This window comes from Loigolactobacillus backii (assembly GCF_001663675.1).
In the GTDB taxonomy this organism is placed as follows: domain Bacteria; phylum Bacillota; class Bacilli; order Lactobacillales; family Lactobacillaceae; genus Loigolactobacillus; species Loigolactobacillus backii.
In genome coordinates this window covers 1,074,987-1,091,200 of sequence record NZ_CP014873.1, presented here as the reverse complement: position 1 = coordinate 1,091,200, position 16,214 = coordinate 1,074,987, and the positions used below count along the sequence as shown (strand labels likewise).

19 protein-coding genes are annotated in these 16,214 nt (G+C 39.3%); 10 read left to right on the top strand and 9 right to left on the bottom strand.

The genetic code is table 11. From position 1 onward, the window contains the following. The first annotated feature begins 158 nt into the window (after positions 1 to 158). Positions 159 to 1,379 (top strand): MFS transporter, encoded by a 1,221-nt coding sequence (locus AYR53_RS04705; RefSeq protein ID WP_068278891.1) that lies wholly within the window; start codon positions 159 to 161, stop codon positions 1,377 to 1,379. 239 nt (positions 1,380 to 1,618) lie between these two features. On the opposite strand, the gene AYR53_RS04700 is transcribed toward AYR53_RS04705, so the two are convergent. Further along, positions 1,619 to 2,047 carry a MarR family winged helix-turn-helix transcriptional regulator gene (locus tag AYR53_RS04700; protein ID WP_082920435.1) on the bottom strand — a complete coding sequence of 143 codons (429 nt, stop codon included), beginning with the start codon at positions 2,045 to 2,047 and terminating at the stop codon, positions 1,619 to 1,621. 873 nt (positions 2,048 to 2,920) lie between these two features. Between AYR53_RS04700 and AYR53_RS04695 the strand changes: the two genes are divergently transcribed. Next, a complete protein-coding gene (locus AYR53_RS04695) occupies positions 2,921 to 3,808 on the top strand; it encodes an aldose 1-epimerase family protein (RefSeq protein ID WP_068278897.1) in 888 nt (295 codons plus the stop codon). Between the two features lie 59 nt (positions 3,809 to 3,867). Here AYR53_RS04695 and AYR53_RS04690 read toward each other — a convergent pair whose 3' ends face one another. After that, positions 3,868 to 4,434 (bottom strand): RNA polymerase sigma factor, encoded by a 567-nt coding sequence (locus AYR53_RS04690; RefSeq protein WP_068278900.1) that lies wholly within the window; start codon positions 4,432 to 4,434, stop codon positions 3,868 to 3,870. Positions 4,435 to 4,886: 452 nt separating this feature from the next. Here AYR53_RS04690 and AYR53_RS04685 point away from each other — a divergent pair, with 452 nt between their 5' ends. From AYR53_RS04685 to AYR53_RS04655, 7 genes are all read left to right on the top strand, one after another. Then, a complete protein-coding gene (locus AYR53_RS04685) occupies positions 4,887 to 5,714 on the top strand; it encodes a competence protein ComK (RefSeq protein ID WP_068278903.1) in 828 nt (275 codons plus the stop codon). A 337-nt stretch (positions 5,715 to 6,051) separates the two neighbouring features. Next, positions 6,052 to 6,912, top strand: a complete 861-nt coding sequence (locus tag AYR53_RS04680; RefSeq protein WP_068278905.1) for a conserved phage C-terminal domain-containing protein — start codon at positions 6,052 to 6,054, stop codon at positions 6,910 to 6,912. Continuing rightward, on the top strand, positions 6,902 to 8,200 hold the full coding sequence (locus tag AYR53_RS04675) for a DnaB-like helicase C-terminal domain-containing protein (RefSeq protein WP_068278908.1): 1,299 nt from the start codon (positions 6,902 to 6,904) through the stop codon (positions 8,198 to 8,200). Before AYR53_RS04680 ends, AYR53_RS04675 begins: the two co-directional genes overlap by 11 nt. Positions 8,201 to 8,266: 66 nt before the next feature. Then, positions 8,267 to 8,464, top strand: coding sequence for a type II toxin-antitoxin system Phd/YefM family antitoxin (locus tag AYR53_RS04670; protein WP_068278909.1), 198 nt, complete (start codon positions 8,267 to 8,269; stop codon positions 8,462 to 8,464). Next, positions 8,454 to 8,861 carry a hypothetical protein gene (locus AYR53_RS04665; protein WP_068278910.1) on the top strand — a complete coding sequence of 136 codons (408 nt, stop codon included), beginning with the start codon at positions 8,454 to 8,456 and terminating at the stop codon, positions 8,859 to 8,861. The genes AYR53_RS04670 and AYR53_RS04665 overlap by 11 nt, the downstream gene beginning before the upstream one ends. 242 nt (positions 8,862 to 9,103) lie before the next feature. Further along, positions 9,104 to 9,319 carry a hypothetical protein gene (locus AYR53_RS04660; protein ID WP_068278914.1) on the top strand — a complete coding sequence of 72 codons (216 nt, stop codon included), beginning with the start codon at positions 9,104 to 9,106 and terminating at the stop codon, positions 9,317 to 9,319. A 133-nt stretch (positions 9,320 to 9,452) separates the two neighbouring features. Then, the gene (locus AYR53_RS04655) at positions 9,453 to 9,695 is read left to right on the top strand and encodes a DUF2922 domain-containing protein (protein ID WP_068278916.1); all 243 of its coding nucleotides are present in this window, start codon (positions 9,453 to 9,455) and stop codon (positions 9,693 to 9,695) included. Positions 9,696 to 9,832: 137 nt separating this feature from the next. Here the strand turns inward: AYR53_RS04655 and rpe are convergent, their stop codons facing one another. The 6 genes from rpe to AYR53_RS04625 are packed head-to-tail and all read right to left on the bottom strand — an operon-like array spanning position 9,833 to position 14,212. Then, a complete protein-coding gene (rpe, locus tag AYR53_RS04650; protein WP_068278919.1) occupies positions 9,833 to 10,483 on the bottom strand; it encodes a ribulose-phosphate 3-epimerase in 651 nt (216 codons plus the stop codon). A gap of 23 nt (positions 10,484 to 10,506) precedes the next feature. After that, a complete protein-coding gene (locus AYR53_RS04645) occupies positions 10,507 to 11,382 on the bottom strand; it encodes a PTS system mannose/fructose/sorbose family transporter subunit IID (RefSeq protein WP_068278920.1) in 876 nt (291 codons plus the stop codon). Continuing rightward, entirely contained in the window at positions 11,379 to 12,143 is a 765-nt protein-coding gene (locus tag AYR53_RS04640; protein ID WP_068278922.1) for a PTS mannose/fructose/sorbose/N-acetylgalactosamine transporter subunit IIC, read from the bottom strand. The genes AYR53_RS04645 and AYR53_RS04640 overlap by 4 nt, the downstream gene beginning before the upstream one ends. Positions 12,144 to 12,163: 20 nt before the next feature. Next, positions 12,164 to 12,640, bottom strand: a complete 477-nt coding sequence (locus AYR53_RS04635; protein ID WP_068278925.1) for a PTS sugar transporter subunit IIB — start codon at positions 12,638 to 12,640, stop codon at positions 12,164 to 12,166. 23 nt (positions 12,641 to 12,663) lie between these two features. Continuing rightward, positions 12,664 to 13,083, bottom strand: a complete 420-nt coding sequence (locus AYR53_RS04630) for a PTS sugar transporter subunit IIA (protein ID WP_068278927.1) — start codon at positions 13,081 to 13,083, stop codon at positions 12,664 to 12,666. A gap of 37 nt (positions 13,084 to 13,120) precedes the next feature. Then, on the bottom strand, positions 13,121 to 14,212 hold the full coding sequence (locus AYR53_RS04625) for an alcohol dehydrogenase catalytic domain-containing protein (protein WP_068278929.1): 1,092 nt from the start codon (positions 14,210 to 14,212) through the stop codon (positions 13,121 to 13,123). A 284-nt stretch (positions 14,213 to 14,496) separates the two neighbouring features. Here AYR53_RS04625 and AYR53_RS04620 point away from each other — a divergent pair, with 284 nt between their 5' ends. Then, on the top strand, positions 14,497 to 15,258 hold the full coding sequence (locus tag AYR53_RS04620; RefSeq protein WP_068278935.1) for a DeoR/GlpR family DNA-binding transcription regulator: 762 nt from the start codon (positions 14,497 to 14,499) through the stop codon (positions 15,256 to 15,258). Between the two features lie 182 nt (positions 15,259 to 15,440). Here the strand turns inward: AYR53_RS04620 and AYR53_RS04615 are convergent, their stop codons facing one another. Then, positions 15,441 to 16,127: an N-acetylmannosamine-6-phosphate 2-epimerase gene (locus tag AYR53_RS04615; protein ID WP_068278939.1), complete on the bottom strand. Its 687-nt coding sequence runs from the start codon at positions 16,125 to 16,127 to the stop codon at positions 15,441 to 15,443. Positions 16,128 to 16,214: the final 87 nt, after the last annotated feature.

Genomic DNA, 16,214 nt, shown 5'->3' with positions numbered 1-16,214 from the left:
GCTAGGTGTCAAGACACCTCGTGATAGACCTTATCTCAACTTAGGAGGACCATGCTTCGAGTCCGCGTATTTCGCGCTACGAGAATGGACACCCCCGGTGATTTGGATTTTGCGTTCTGCGCAAAATAGACCTTATCTCGCTTAGGAGGATACATACAATGCAGGAAGAAAAGCCGAAGACTAGGCGACTATTAGTTGTCGCGGGACTAGCTTGGTTGTTTGACGCGATGGATGTTGGGATGCTTTCATTTATCATCGCGGCGCTTAAGCCTGAATGGCATTTAAGCGAAGTTCAAATGGGTTGGATTGGCAGTGTTAGTTCCATCGGTATGGCAGTTGGTGCCATTTTATTCGGAATCTTGGCCGATCGTTACGGTCGCAAAGATATCTTAATCATTACCTTGCTATTTTTCTCAATTGGTACTGGCTTATCGGCGCTCACCACCGGCTATGTCATGTTTCTTGTTCTACGTTTCATCATTGGTATGGGCCTTGGTGGCGAATTGCCCGTAGCTTCAACTCTCGTTTCAGAAAATGTTCCTGTTGAACGCCGCGGCCGCACCGTTGTCTTGCTAGAAAGCTTCTGGGCTGGCGGTTGGCTAGTGGCTGCACTTATATCTTACTTTGTCATTCCAACTTGGGGCTGGCGTGTTGCCCTATTGGGTTCGGCGTTAACGGCATTCTACGCACTTTACTTGCGTTATGGTCTCCACGAATCACAGGCCTACGTTCAGCAAACGCTTGGTCAACGGCCATCGACGAAAACGGCCTTGGCTGATTTATGGAAACCTGCTTACTTTCGCTCAACTTTGATGCTTTGGATCGTTTGGTTCATGGTCGTTTTTTCTTATTACGGCATGTTTCTCTGGCTTCCCAGTGTTCTAGTCCTAAAGGGATACAGCTTGATTAACAGCTTCGGCTACACACTAATCATGACTTTGGCACAGTTGCCGGGTTACTTTGTCGCCGCTTGGCTGGTTGAACGCTTGGGCCGTAAAAAGATCTTGTCGTTCTTCTTATTGGGCACAGCCGTTAGCGCGCTTGGCTTCGGTAACGCCACTGGTTTACCGGCTATTTTGAGCTTTGGCATGCTGCTGTCATTTTTCAATTTAGGCGCTTGGGGCACGCTTTACGCCTATTCGCCAGAACAATATCCGCTAGTTATTCGCGGCACCGGCACTGGTATTGCCGCTGGTATTGGCCGAATTGGCGGTATTTTGGGACCAATCATGGTTGGTAGCTTGATTGCTAAAGGGGTCTCCTTCACCTACATCTTTGGCATTTTCTGCGCCGCCATCATTATCGCCGTTATTGCCATTATCTTTCTTGGTAAAGAAACGATGGGCCAGCAGTTGGATAAGGTTGTGCATACTAAATAAAACTATTGAAAAAGGCGCTCTGATCCTGAGCACTAGACTACATTAACGACTAGTTGACGTAACAAATTCTTTGTTAATCGTAGGTAATCGGACGTTTTAGCTTCATTCTTATTAAAAAAATCCCAGTCAACAACACAATTTGAAAGCGTGTTGCTGACTGGGATTTTATGACTATTCAGCCGGAATATTTACCTAGATGCGCTTAAAAAGCTAGAAGCTAGGCGCCTGTATTCACTACATTATGGTTCTAATTTCTTTGTAATCCGTTCTAAATTACGAATAAACGCGGCCTGCTCTTTTTTGGGAACGGCAGACTCAATTTCTTTTTCCAGCGCCGCAAAAGTAGCGTTAATGGACCCAAGCAGTTCCTTTCCCTTTGGCTCGAGAAAAATTTGTTTTTGCCTTTCATTATCAGCTGGAATCTTACGAAGAATGTAGCCTCGTTTGGTCATTAATTTCAGCATATTAGTGACGGTGGCATTTTGGCGGTTAAGATATTCCGCCACATCTTTTTGGATTGTTCCCGGGTGCTCGCTCACATATTTTAGCAAGCGTGCCTGTTGATTATTTAACCCTAATTCACGTAACTGCGCGTGAATAAAGTCAGTTTCCTGCGCAACGACCAAATGGAGGCGTTCAGACAAGTTGTTTGATTTATCAATCTTCAATAATACTGCCTACTTTCTGTTCGTTATCTTTAGCAACAGTATAATAAAGTGTTTATTGTAAATCAAATACTTAGTATTAATTAATATTGCTTAAGCAATATTTGTATTAACAACTAGCTACTGGCTTAAAAGTCCAGTTATATCTGCTAATTCGTGATTAGACCGTTGTTGATTTTAGTCTTAACTGAAAATCCAATAAGCGCTTTTAATTAGTTTTTAGTCCAATGCGCGTATAATAGATTTGTATTTAAAAATGGCAGATTGCAAGAAACTCAAAGAAAAATCTGAGAATAATATAAATTCAAAAATATAAAATCGCATGTTTGTTGGAACTCATTGCATATTCCGATAATTATAAAGTTTATACAATAAATCAGAAATGATTTATTTTTTTTGCATTTATTTTCATCGATATCTACTATACTTTCACACGCAAAGTTACCAATACCAGCTAAGATCAAATCAATAAACCTATCATTTATATTGTTTAGCAGAACCGTTTAAAGATAGGTTTGGAATTCCAAGCTCTACAGGCTTACTGGTCGATGTTCATAAATCTTGATCTAGACAAAAAAGTCCCTTGATGATTAGCAGAAAAGTTATATTATTTCTACTGACACGCACAAAAAAGTTTGTTGCACATCAATCAATAATCTTCTAATATGTCAAACAGTTAAGCATCAAATATCAACGGTGAACAATATGAAACGATAAAAAAATAAAGCCAACTATAGCCACTATCAAAAATACCGAAAACGGAATAACTCAGTGTCAGTATCACTTTAGCTTATAATAAATTATTACTCACTTTAAACTACAAAAGCTTATAATTACGTGTGCATAGTAAAAATTAAAATATTGGGGGATTCATTCATGATATTGCTAGAAAATAATGAACTACAAGTAGAAATCAGTGAAAAAGGTGCCGAGATTCAGCGAATCATCAACAAAAAGGCTAATTTCAATTATATTTGGTCAGACAATGGCCAAGGCATCTGGAAACGCCATGCACCAATTCTCTTCCCTTTCATTGGCAAATCAAACCAAGACCAATATCGCATTGATCAACAAACATTTCCAATGTCCCAACATGGTTTTGGTCGTGATCAAACATTTACAGCAGAGCAGGCAAGCGAAACTGAGGCCACTTTCACATTTACGGCTACTGAAGACACAAAAAAAATCTATCCATTCGTTTTTAGCCTCAAGATTTCCTACGCACTAAAAGAAAATCAGCTTCAAGTTAACTTTGAAGTAATCAATCAGGACACTAAATCAATGTCGTTTGCACTTGGTGTTCACCCTGGATTCAATGTTCCGTTAAATGGCGAAGGTAGTTTTGAAGATTATTCTTTGCAATTAAATCCAAGCACAATTTCACTAAAACAATGGGAAATTGGTCCAGCGCCATTTAGAACTGGCAACATCATCCCATTTACAGCAACCAAAGAAAATAATGTTATTCCGTTAAACCATAAACTGCTAGACGATGGCTTAATTATTTTAGAGAAGAAAGAATTATCGCAGGTTACGTTGCAATCAAATAAGACATCACACTCTGTCTCCCTGTCAACTGGCGATTTCCCTTACCTAGCATTATGGAGCCCTGAAAATAAACGGGCACCATTCCTTTGTATTGAACCATTTGCGGGTCTACCTGATAAATATGGTGACATTACTGAGCTCTTCGAGAAGCAAGCTAATATGTTATTAACTGCTGGTAAAACTAAAAAATTGGCCTACCAACTTGAGTTGAAATAGACCAATGTGATATTCATAAATAAATCAGAAATGATTTATTTTTTTACCATAGATTATTTTTATTTTTTCCCACCAACTACTCGCAGAACCTTCAAGGCCACCCGATCCCGTAATCGGTAAACATGCCGCTTCGAACAACCCAACCTTTCAGTGATCACTTTGATGGGCTGATCTTCCAAGCAACGCAAGACAATAAACTGCTTTTCAGCACTATCGCAGCGACTAAACAAATCGCGGTAGACATCCTCAACATGAACTTCTTCAAAAACATCAGCGGACGTAATTGTGACGCGTAAGTCAAAACTTTTCGATTCATCAACAAGGACCGACTGATCTTGCGTGATGTAATAACTTTCAACCCGATTTCGCCGCAGAACTTTGTAGATCATCCAAATTAACGCGGTATAAATATAGTTCAGACAATCAGTCTCATCTTTAGCGGGATATTTTTCAACAAATTCACAGTAAGTATCCACAAAGGTTAACCGACATTCGTTAAATAAATCGGAATAATCTTGCCAACTCTGCGGTACACCACAATGGCGGAGTGCACCGTGGATTAACCGATTGTGATCTTGTAGTAAATTAAAGGCTGCTTTATATCGTTGTTTATCTTTCTCGTTCATGGGAATCACTCCAGACGAGGGTGGTAAAAAAGCGGTTGGCGCAAAAATTGGCTAGTTTTGCACAATGTCGCTCAGATTAGGATGAACCGCAATCTGCCTTTTCCAGCCCGATTAGTAAAATACTAACCACTCTTTTTACCACTCTCTAAATTTGTGATCCTCAGCGCTAAGGAACAGGTTTATCCTACCAAATTTAAAATTTTGACCACAATTTGCCACTAACGAATTTCCGGAACTTTCAAAAAGTAGAAACGCGCAATTACGCGTTTTCATTCTAAAATAAGCAAGTAAAGTTAGTTTTCACGCTTTTTACACATTGAATTCTTAGTTGCAGGTGATTGAAAGCGCAGCCATTGGTATGGTACATTAGAAAAGTCCTATTCAGCGCTTGAAAGCACGTCAAATAGGAAAAATTACTTATGTTAAAAATCTGTTTTCAAAGGACTGTTACTATGGGAAAAAATACGCATGATTGGGAAAGCTATATCCCTGACAACCACCGTTTATTAGACCTTAGTGAATTGAAATTGTTAGTTAAAATTGCTTGTTATTCAGAAGAAGCGCGCATTTGCGATAATACTTTAGCTTGCGTGCCCATCACTTTCAACCATGACGTCGACGGCCATCGTTGCCATAGTTTGATTATCACCAAACAGGGCCGCTCGTATCTAACTAGCGCAACGACTTCCAAATTATTAAATCAATGCCAACAAAAATTTTGGCCGGAACATGTCGTCAAATCCATCGCTAATATTATTGAAATCTACCAGTATGTCCCCTGCATTGTTGGCAATGCTAGTTTCATCACATTAGGAACCACCGCGGACAATAATACTGCCTTCATCGCACTAGAGGTCTTTGACCACTTTGTTTCCGTGACCGATGACAAATTATTGCTTTACTTTAATGATCAAACAATTCTAAAAATCGATTATTCAGCGAAATACTTTGAACGCCAATTAAAAAATACGGCCAAAATATTCCACTTTATCACTTATTTGCAAACAGAATTTTCCCGTTATTTCAATAATTATTCACGCATTGTCATTTTGACCGGTGACACCTACCTTCATCGGCAAATGCGCTCGTTGGACAACGCTGTTTACCCGTCACTGAAATATTGTGCTGGACATTTCTGCCTTGCCTATTCACTACGTTGGATTAAAACAGCGACTGGTTGTGATAACGTCGAATTTCTTCATATCTTTCAAGCAATTAAGCGCCGCTACCCGATTTTTATGCCAAAGGAATTAATGGCGAAATTTTTTAAGTCAGTATAACTGATTAGGTAACGACCCAAGATTCACTGGTAACAACTCTTTCATCATTATTTAAAGCAACGGCGGGGCAAGCTTCGCCGTTGTTTTAATGTCGGTAAATACTACCTCGCCGTTGTTTCTTGACGACGGCGCTGCCTGCTTCGCCGTTGTTTTATAACATCGGCGCCGACGTTAGTTAACTTTCAAAAAAATAAATTTAAAAATAAAAAAGCAGTAATTATCCCCGACCTTATCGCCTTTGTGCCTGGTTAAGAATAATTATTGTTTTTTTCTTGGCACGTTTTGGGTTCTCACGGGTTTTATGTTTATATAACCGGTTAAGAAAGAAGTGGTAAACATGTCTAGTTCAATTAGTATTCCAGTAAATCTTTATTCACAGCTTGGGTTTCAAGAACTTGCTCAAGAACAAATTAACACTTATTACGCAGCCTTTCGTTTTTGGCATTTCTTATTGCATCAAGCAGCTCATAATGACGACCATGGTCGAATCACTGCTTCAGCCCAACGTCCGTATACGATCACAGAGTTGAAGCAATTCTGTGGGATTGTGAATGATCATAATATCAAGTCACTTAGTCAATTACTCATCAAAGTGGGCCTACTTTACGAAAATGAAAATCAGGCCTTGTACATTGCTGATTGGGAACAATTTTGTCCCGGGGCTGTTTCAGCGAATGTGAAGGAATCCACCGAAACTAGGACGAGCAAAGCAAAACAATTAGCAGCACCGAGCAAAGGTCCAAAATCACCAAAGCTCAAGCATCCGGCTACCTCCGTTGAACGAGAAAAAGCCCAAAAAATCATCGCTGAGCTCGCCCAAATTAGTGGTAAGTCCTTCCCGCAGGCCGAACGCTATGAAGATTACGTTATTGCTTGGCTACAAGTTGGTTACCGGCCAGAACAGTTTAAACAAGTGAGTTTAGCCAAAACAACCGAATGGGGCAATCAAATTGAAATGCGCAAATTTGTGCGACCTCAGACTTTATTTGGCCCTAAATTCATTAATTACGTCAACGATATCGTACCAGAACAGCCTGTGACAGTCGTTCATCATGTTGAACCAGTATCGGCAACGGAAATAATAAAGGCAATTTATTTAGACTGTGATCGTGATTTAAACGAAACTTTCCGCCATATGAAGGTTGAAGATATTGCGATTACCAAAGAAGAAATGGCGGTGATCGTTGATGGAATTTGAACAAGATGCTGTTGCCTACCTGGTGGATCATCCCGAAATCAGTAAAAGTACCGAGATTGAGGCCCGCTGGTTTCATATTATTAAATTCCAGCACCTCGTTAACGTTATCCTAGAAAATAATGGCGATTTTAAAGACTGGGTAGACGTCAAACGCCGCTTTTTCTTAGTTCATCCACTGGATTTTGCGGAGGACGAATGGGTTAAACTGCACGATACTAACGTCACCACTAAAACCTTTAAGTCCGTTTTACAAGGCCTAAAAGCGTGGTACTACCAAGGTGAGCTGGAGGAACTAGCAAATCGTTACGCAAAATACCCAACTAACGAAAATCTCGAAGCACTAAGCCAGCTTACGCAATTAGTCCGCGTTTTAAATTTACCTGACTTGCCAACTAAAAAATTAAGTGAGTATGCGGACGATCTGCGTTATTACATGGATCACTCACGTTCAGCCGGAATCAAAACCTATCAGCAATTGGATAACGTTCTTGGCAATGGCCTCTGTGGTGGCGTCTTGTGGACAATTGGCGCACGGCCGGGAATTGGTAAATCAGCGTTTGGCTTAAGTTTCATTCAAAGTGCCTTAGCGCTCGATCCAGAAATCATGATTGATCATTTTTCACTCGAGATGACTGGTGAAGATAATTTCAATCGGACAATTGCCTTTCATACCGGTATTCCCGTTAATCAACTTAGAAATCCAAAACATTCATTATCCAGCGCACAAAAAGCACAAGTAAACCAAGTCTTACCGGCGATCACCGCGCAACACGTCAATTTACACGACAAAATTCTTGTCTTACCCCAGATTATTAAAGTAATTCGGGAAAACGCCAAGAAGGCCACCGACAAAGGTGTGAAATATTTTGCCATTGTTGATTATTTGCAAATCGTAAGTTTGACCCGAACTAAGGCCCGCGTAACTGATCGGCGTTTAGAAATTGAAGCCATCACTCGCGAACTAAAGTTATTGACCAATGAACTAGATATTCCGATTATTTTATTCTCACAACTTAATCGTGAATTGGAAAAACGTGTTGATCGTAAGCCACAATTGGCCGATTTACGCGAATCTGGCAGTATCGAACAAGATTCCAACATTGTTGCCTTTCTCTATTTAGAGGATCAGATTCAAGAACAAAGTAAAGTTCGCAATATTAATCTACTTTTCCGTAAAAATCGTTCTGGAAAATTGGCTGAGTTAGCATTGAAATTCGATACCCAACAGATGAAATTTACGCCGATTAATCATACAGAAAAGCGCCCTAGTCATGCGGTTAGTTCGTAAAATATACGCGCTAACACATTCAAATTTGATTCAATAACTTAAATCTAAGCACTTAAGGAGAAAAACATGAAAGAAATAAACGTTACTGAAGCCAAAGCTCACTTAAATCGCTATGTTCGTGATCTTGATCAAGCTGGCAGTTATTTACTCGTGCGCAATAATCGCACTGGCGCCGCACTTTTACTGATTTCTGCCAGTCAGTGGCAAGCGCAACTAGAATCTTTTTTACCAGAAGAAATGGAGGCAACTAACTATGCAGAATGATCCCTACTTTTCACAGGATTCGTTAATTATTTTTAACGCTAAAACTGCTGAAGAACACCTAACAGTCGCAAAAGAACATCTAACTGAACAACAAGCAAAAGGAACGGCTATGACTGGCCTTGAAAAGCTAAGCCGCCAAGCCGCACTCGTTGCTGCTAATGATCTAAATCCAGAGACGATTAAGCCTGAGTCAGCCCACGGCAATAAGTTGGCCTGCGCAAAGCAAGATTACCTTGGCCAGACACTTTATTTAGACGATGAGATTTATCAGTTAGGTAGCTTATTGTATCGGAAAGAATATGCGGTAGAATTTCTTCAGTATCTGCACTATTTAACTTTGCACCACTCCAGTGCGACAGGTATTTTACACTTGCTTGGTAGCCGTAAAGTGCAGTAAATTCGTGCATAGTTCTAAGGTTGATTTTTAATTTGTAAAAGGCTAATTCTAAACACTTTTGCGCAAAAATCAAAATAAATACGATTATTTGCAAATTTCCTGGCACATTTCACGATGCTGAGGGTTTTATGTCTATAGTAAGCAGAAAACAGGTGGCCACCGACTGACTTACAAAATAACTGGGTTGCTGAATTCACTAATGCATTGTTGATTCACAACACCAAAAATTGGAGGACCTAATAATGGATGATTGGATTAAAACAAACGTTGAAATTAAAGTAACTGGCCCCGACATTGCCAATGAAGCAACTCGTGTTTTTCACGACTGCAAGGAAGAAGTCACTTCTGAACAATTGATCGGCCTAGGCAAAGTAGTAGAGAGCCTCTCTGGCCACCGTGCCAATGCTGGTGTAATCGTGAATTACCGCCGGCAAGATTTTTTGGGAGACGAAAACTAGCGATTTTTAAAAGGTGCCTCGATACTGCAGGACACAGCCTTTAAGAGCAAGTTATTGACGAATCAGACCTAAAAAACATCATTATTACCGTTTTACCAAGTAAATATTTAACTATTAAGGAGGAACTCAACCTATGAAACAACTAGACATGGAATTTACCAGCGAAAACGGTCATGAAAAACATCTGCGTATGAACTACGCCTCACAAAATCTTGACGAAACAACGGTCAAGACAGCAATGAAGACAATTGGCGAACTTAAAATGTTCGAAGTTGATTTCGCTAACCCATACGCTCACCCAGTTAGTGCTAATTACACTGAGCGGACGGTGACACCTATTTTCAAGACTGAAAAACCAGCGAAAACTGACGCATAATGTGTAACACAAATAACCCCACTACCAATTATTGGCAGTGGGGTTATTTGTGGTAGTTCACTTTTTAAATCTAGATTTTGAAAAACAATTCTTACTAACTTTACCAGATACATCATCCATAATGTATTTGGTAATGTTTATTTCACTGCGTTTTCTAAAGTCTTAATCTGCTTCACTGGATCATCAACGCCATAGACGTATGAACCAGCCACGAAGACATTCGCACCAGCATCACTGCATAGCTTGATTGTCTTGTCATTAATGCCACCATCAACTTCAATATCGAATTGATAACCGCCAGCATCGCGAATTTGCTTTAAATCGGCGACCTTTTTGACCATTTCTGGAATAAACTTCTGGCCACCAAAGCCTGGATTCACGGTCATTACCAGAACTTGATCAACTAATGATAGAACTGGTTTAATTGCTTCTAATGATGTTCCAGGATTTAAAACAATCCCAGCTTTAGCACCATTATCATGAATCAATTGTAAGGCACGGAAGATATGACGTGTACTCTCAACATGAATAGTTAAGATATCACCACCTGCTTTTGCAAATTCAGGGATTAAATTCTCTGGATTTTCAATCATCAAATGACAATCCAACGTTAGTTTAGTCACTTTGCGAATAGCTGCAACAACACTAGGACCAAAAGTAATATTTGGTACGAAATGTCCATCCATCACATCAACGTGAAGATAACTAACCTTTCCAGCTTCCACAACGTGAATATCTTTTTCAAGATTAGCAAAATTTGCACTTAAAATCGACGGCGCAATAACCATGTTCTCTCACTCTCCTAAATATATTAGATGATGTAGAAAGCACCACCAACAACACCAATCACAACTAAAATGAGTACAACTGTTGTTGGCTTGAACTTACGTTTCAGTAGGTAATAAGCCAATAAGGTTATTCCCAATGGTAAAAGACCAAGTACTAACTTGTCTAAGATGCCTGACTGAACCTTTAGAACAGACTTACCTAATTGAATCTTCAAAGGACTAGAAACCTTAACGAATGTCGCAGATAACGCCCCAATAACGATCGGGCCCATACATTGCGCAAAGGTCATAACTGTTGGTAGCAATGAACCTTGTAGAACTTTTGCAATACCTTCCTTACCTAACGAATAACCTTGCATCCAAGAAAGATAACCAATTGTCCAAATAATACCTAAATGTAAAACAGCGAACAGTATAGGTCCCATTAAAATGTTACCTTTAGAAGCAAACCCAATCGTGAAAGAAAGTAAGATTGGAATTAAAGTACCTTGCCATAAGGTATCACCAATACCTGCAAGCGGTCCCATTAACCCGGTCTTTAAACCGTTAATGGTGTCATTTGTAATTGGTGCACCATTAGACTTTTCTTCTTCCATTGCAATTGTCATACCTAAGATTGCACCACCAAAATGTGGTTCAGTATTAAAGAACTGCATATGGCGTTTAAGTGCTTCTTTCATTGCATCTTCATCATTACCATATAAATGTTTCAAAATTGGTGATAGGGCATACACAACCCCTGTTGCTTGTAACCGTTCATAGTTATAGTTTGCATGTGAGAAGAAGGTCCAACGCCAGAACGCTTTAACAACTTCTTTTTTAGAAATCTTTTTGGCATCAGGTTTATTTTCTGATGGCAATACTTCTTTTTCGATTTCTTTTTCTTCTTTGTCGCTCATGCGTTCTCGCTTCCTTTCTTCAAATACAAAGTAGTATAGATGTACGCAATAATAACGGCAAAGACTGCAATTGCAAGAATTGGTAAGCCTGAGTATACGGCCAACATAAATCCAAGCAAGAAGAATATTAATGTACCCTTACCAGTCATTGCCTGTAAGTTCATGGCAATACCTAGAGCAGGGAGAAGCCCACCAATAACTGTCAAAACATGGAGTGGTGTACCACTTAAGCCACCAATAACTGTCTTAACTGGGCCAGCGCCATAGTAAGCTGCCAGCATAGCCGGGATAACTGAGAACAGGAACATTGTTATCTGCGGCGGCCAGACATGAAGCAAATCAATTCGTTTTAAGTCACCTTTTTCAGCTGCTGTATCAGCCATATGTACAAAGGTAATATCAACAGTCATATGAAGCACCCAAATCATTGTTCCAATTAAACTAATCGGTACAGCCAATGTAATAGCTACTGAAGGTGAAACATTAGATGCCATCCCTAAGGCAGTTCCTAATGTACCAGCTAAAGCAGTATCCATTGGAACAGCGCCACCAGCACCGATCCAAGCTAGGAAGGGTAACTGAATTGCTGCACCAAAGATAGTTCCTTTTACAGGATCCCCTAGAATTAAACCAACTAGAGCACCATTTACTAACGGCCGCATAATCGTATGAGTACCCGCTAACGATACCCAAGGCGTTCCCATTTGGCCGAGATAATATACGACCCCTATGAGGAAAGCCTGCCACAAATGAATTGTCATAGCCATTCTCCTTTATAAACTTACTTTAATAAACCAGCTGCATCTGTAGCCTTATCACTAGGTACAATCTGGATTGTTACATTTACACCTTTATCAATAATCTTTTTGAAAGTTTCACGTTCACCATCAGTTGCCGAAATATTTTTATAAAACTTTGTTCGGTCACTGTTTGCACCCATACCACCAACGATTACTTCTTTCAAAGGTACGCCAGCTTCAACTAGTTGCAAATAAACTTCTGGTGTTTTAGCTAAGACTAGAATCTTATCGCTACCCTGATCTTTTTGTAAGAAGTCAGAGCCATCTTCAACAGTAAGTACATCTAGCTTAACCCCTTGAGGAACTGACATTTTCATAACCGTCTTCAAGAAATCATCCTTAGCTGTAGCGTCATCAACAATCACAATATGATTGCCATCTGTATATTGAAGCCACGCCGTCATAACCTGACCATGGATTAAGCGATCATCAACTCGAGCTAGTACAATTTCTGACATAGTAGCATCTCCTTAATATCTAATTATTTATTTTGTGTTTGCATTTCATCAAAGAATTCAACAATTCCTTTTTTACCAGCATCCATAGAAGAAGTTTTAATTTCTTCTATATTCTTACCTAACATGCGATCATTAAATGCCTGAACTAGCATTGGTAAGCTAACACCGGTAATTAGTTTATATGGAATCTCATCAATCTTTCGTGAACACAGTGCTGCTTGATTATACGGGCTTGCACCGAACAGGTCTGCAAATACGATAACACCATCGCCTGTACTGACTTTCTTGACCTTGTCTGCCAGGTTATCACCGAATTGACTGACATCATCACCATGATGTAATCCGATCATTTCCGTATTCTCTTGTTCACCCATTATTAAATCAACTGCATCCATTAATCCTTCAGCAAATTTACCATGAGTCGCTATAACAAAACCTACCATTACTAATCGCCTCCACTTCTGGTTTAATTTACCTTAATTACCATTCAAACTTCAAAACTGCCTTTTTCCAAGCTTTATCGGCAACAATTTTATTGAATGCTGCTGTTAAATCGTCAGCATTTTTGATAACGGTTTCTTTTTCTGGTAACAATTTTTGCAAAGCTTCGCGATATTCTGGTTTTTCGCTCATTGTCTTAATAACCACTTTGAAATCATCAGGAGTTGAACGGCTAGTACCATAAAGTGTTAAGCCTTTCTCAAGTACGTCACGAGTATCAATTGGAACTAATTCTTCGGTAACGCCCATCAGTACAAAACTACCAGTTCGCTTAATAACTTTAATACCTTCGTTGATTGCACTTGAACTGAAATGGCCACCAGTAGCTTCAAAAATAACATCAAATTGTTCTTCTGCATTATCGAAGTCGTAGTCATTAACCATTTCTCTTGTTGCAAAATCAAACTTGCTAATACGATCTTCCATGGCACCAAAGACAGTTAAGTTTTCTTTACTGATACCCCAAACAAAGTGAAGTACTGCTGCTGCCATATAGCCTACGGGACCATCGCCAAATAATGCAACTTTGACATTTGGCTTTGATAAAATATGTTTAACATGACTAGATGCGTGATAACCAACTGTACTAACTTCGGCTAAAATTGCAATTTCATCAGGAATATTTTCTGGAATTGGAACTAAGCAACTTTCTGGATGAACTAGGTCGCTTTGGGCAATACCATCATGACCACTGCTGATAAAGGCAGCATCTGCACTGTAATTATCTGGTAAAGTATCAGTCTTCTTTTCTCCTCTTAATACATAGCCAGGAACGTTAGGCGCAATGGCGACACGTTGACCAGCTTTAAATTCATCACTCATGCTCTCTTTAACGGTACCAATACCTTCATGTAATAAGGCCATTGGCAATTTCTTGGCTAATGCTTCTGGACGGCGTTGGCCTGCAAAATAACGATCATCGGCGTGGCACACACTAGCCATTATTGGTTGAACATCAACCCAACCTTTTTTGAGTGTTCGGGGAATTTGTTGCTCCTCAATATCGCCGGGTTTAACCAAGCGGTAAGTCTTTGACGTAATCTGTTTTGTTTCATCTTTTGTTTCTGACATTCTTATTGCCCCCATATATTTTTGTGTAATCGTTTTCAACAAATTAAGTATAGCATTTTGCATTTAATTTGCAAGTACACTATTTAAGTTATTTTTTTCACAAAAAGAGTTTTATTGCAAAAGTATGGCCAATTACCTGTTCTATCAGTACTTACATCATTTATTTCATAATTAATAAATTTTAAACATTTTAAATGCATAATATTGCCAACTAAATTGCAAAAATAATGCTATAATTGCCAATATAGTTATTATGTTCCATTATAAAAAGGCGGTGAATCCAATTGAATCCCTATCAAAGACAAGCTCTCATCCTTAGTAAGGTAAAAGAATATAGCTTCGCAAAAATATCTCAACTAAGTTCTGAGCTTAATGTTACCCGTGAAACGATCAGAAAAGATCTTTACACACTTGAAAGTAAGGGCTTAATTAAAACGGTTCGTGGTGGTGCCACAACAATCTCGCTGGATAAGGAAACAAAGTATGACCAACGTTTGCAACAAAATAGCCAAAATAAACTTGCAGTTGCAAAAAAAGCAATCCAATTTATTCAACCTGGAAATTCTGTATTTCTTGATTATGGAACAACCACTTTTGCAATTTCTCAAGAAATTAAACAAAGTGGCCTTCGTGATCTGACCCTAATTACTAATTCCTTGGCAATCGCTGCAAATTTGATTGGTGAGCCTGCAAACCAGATTATTTTGCTAGGTGGTAATTTAAGACAATCGGAAAGCTCGCTCTCTGGTCCATTGACATTACAAGCAATCAATGACATCTATGCTGACATTGGTTTCTTTGGATGTGGTGGTATTAATATTGATATTGGCATTACAAATCATTATTTAGATGAAGTTGAGGTTTCTAAACGTGTAATGAAGCACTGTCAGAAAACAATAGCTGTTGCAGATAGCGATAAGTTCAAATTGACAGCGCTTTATAAAACAGCCGACTTTTCTGAACTTAACGTTATCATTACTGATAATAAAATTCCTGCAGAAATTGTTACTGAATTTCAAGGTCATGGCATTAACATTGAACATTAATAATCACAAAATAGTTTAAAAGGATTTAACATACCTTTTAAACTATTTTTATGCTTAAAAATGGCTTTGGTTTTCTTTAATGCTTTAATCAGTACTTCTATTGAAAAAAATGAACACAAAAACACCGTAGTCTTAAAGTTCCCCCAAGAAAGACTACGGTATTTTTTATAATACGCTTTAATTTAAAGTGCTGCAATAAACCGGCTAGCAATTTCCAATGGTCGGGTAATTGCGCCACCAACGACAACTGCTTGGCAGCCAAGATCTAAGCAACGCTTCATTTTTTCTGGTGAATCAATCTTACCTTCCGCAACGACTGGATGGTTAACCCGCTTTAATAGTTCTTTCAGGTATTCGAAGTCGTTATCGGCAACGTTAGTCCCTTTTGAACTAGGTGTGTAACCGCGCATCGTTGTGCCAATAATATCGAAGCCAAGTTCATCCGCAACTAGGGCGTTTTCGAGCGTATCTGTATCCGCCATTAATAACGTATCGGGAAATTCTTGTCTGAATTGCGCCACGATATCGGCTAATTTTTCACCGTTTGGCCGTGGTTCACCAGTTGCCTGACAAGCGACAACTTCGACGCCAGTCGCGGCAACTGCCCGCATTTCTTTCATGGTTGGCGTAATATAAACTGGTGAATTTGGATAGTTTGTTTTGGCAATCCCAATCATTGGTAAGCCAGCTTCATCTTGAATGGCTTGAATATCAACGACCGAGTTTGCGCGAATACCAGCTGCACCGGCCTCCTTGGCAGCTCGAGCCATGCGCGCCATAATAAACGAGCTATGCAATGGTTCATCAGGTAACGCCTGACAAGAAATGATTAGTTTCCCTTTTACTGAATCTAAAAATGTATTTGCCATCATGACGACTCCTTTGCGTACTAGAATTTATCCCTAAAAAATCAGTATTTCTTGCAGCTTAGAATAAACGCTTTAAAAAATTATAGT

Excerpts from the sequence above, each read along its gene's own strand:
- AYR53_RS04630 (WP_068278927.1), bottom strand. The coding sequence starts at position 13,083 with ATGGTAGGTTTTGTTATAGCGACTCATGGTAAATTTGCTGAAGGATTA.
- AYR53_RS04705 (WP_068278891.1), top strand. The coding sequence starts at position 159 with ATGCAGGAAGAAAAGCCGAAGACTAGGCGACTATTAGTTGTCGCGGGA.
- AYR53_RS04640 (WP_068278922.1), bottom strand. The coding sequence starts at position 12,143 with ATGACAATTCATTTGTGGCAGGCTTTCCTCATAGGGGTCGTATATTAT.
- AYR53_RS04680 (WP_068278905.1), top strand. The coding sequence starts at position 6,052 with ATGTCTAGTTCAATTAGTATTCCAGTAAATCTTTATTCACAGCTTGGG.
- AYR53_RS04625 (WP_068278929.1), bottom strand. The coding sequence starts at position 14,212 with ATGTCAGAAACAAAAGATGAAACAAAACAGATTACGTCAAAGACTTAC.
- AYR53_RS04670 (WP_068278909.1), top strand. The coding sequence starts at position 8,267 with ATGAAAGAAATAAACGTTACTGAAGCCAAAGCTCACTTAAATCGCTAT.
- rpe (WP_068278919.1), bottom strand. The coding sequence starts at position 10,483 with ATGGTTATTGCGCCGTCGATTTTAAGTGCAAATTTTGCTAATCTTGAA.
- AYR53_RS04660 (WP_068278914.1), top strand. The coding sequence starts at position 9,104 with ATGGATGATTGGATTAAAACAAACGTTGAAATTAAAGTAACTGGCCCC.
- AYR53_RS04645 (WP_068278920.1), bottom strand. The coding sequence starts at position 11,382 with ATGAGCGACAAAGAAGAAAAAGAAATCGAAAAAGAAGTATTGCCATCA.
- AYR53_RS04635 (WP_068278925.1), bottom strand. The coding sequence starts at position 12,640 with ATGTCAGAAATTGTACTAGCTCGAGTTGATGATCGCTTAATCCATGGT.
- AYR53_RS04685 (WP_068278903.1), top strand. The coding sequence starts at position 4,887 with ATGGGAAAAAATACGCATGATTGGGAAAGCTATATCCCTGACAACCAC.
- AYR53_RS04615 (WP_068278939.1), bottom strand. The coding sequence starts at position 16,127 with ATGGCAAATACATTTTTAGATTCAGTAAAAGGGAAACTAATCATTTCT.
- AYR53_RS04655 (WP_068278916.1), top strand. The coding sequence starts at position 9,453 with ATGAAACAACTAGACATGGAATTTACCAGCGAAAACGGTCATGAAAAA.
- AYR53_RS04665 (WP_068278910.1), top strand. The coding sequence starts at position 8,454 with ATGCAGAATGATCCCTACTTTTCACAGGATTCGTTAATTATTTTTAAC.
- AYR53_RS04675 (WP_068278908.1), top strand. The coding sequence starts at position 6,902 with ATGGAATTTGAACAAGATGCTGTTGCCTACCTGGTGGATCATCCCGAA.
- AYR53_RS04690 (WP_068278900.1), bottom strand. The coding sequence starts at position 4,434 with ATGAACGAGAAAGATAAACAACGATATAAAGCAGCCTTTAATTTACTA.
- AYR53_RS04695 (WP_068278897.1), top strand. The coding sequence starts at position 2,921 with ATGATATTGCTAGAAAATAATGAACTACAAGTAGAAATCAGTGAAAAA.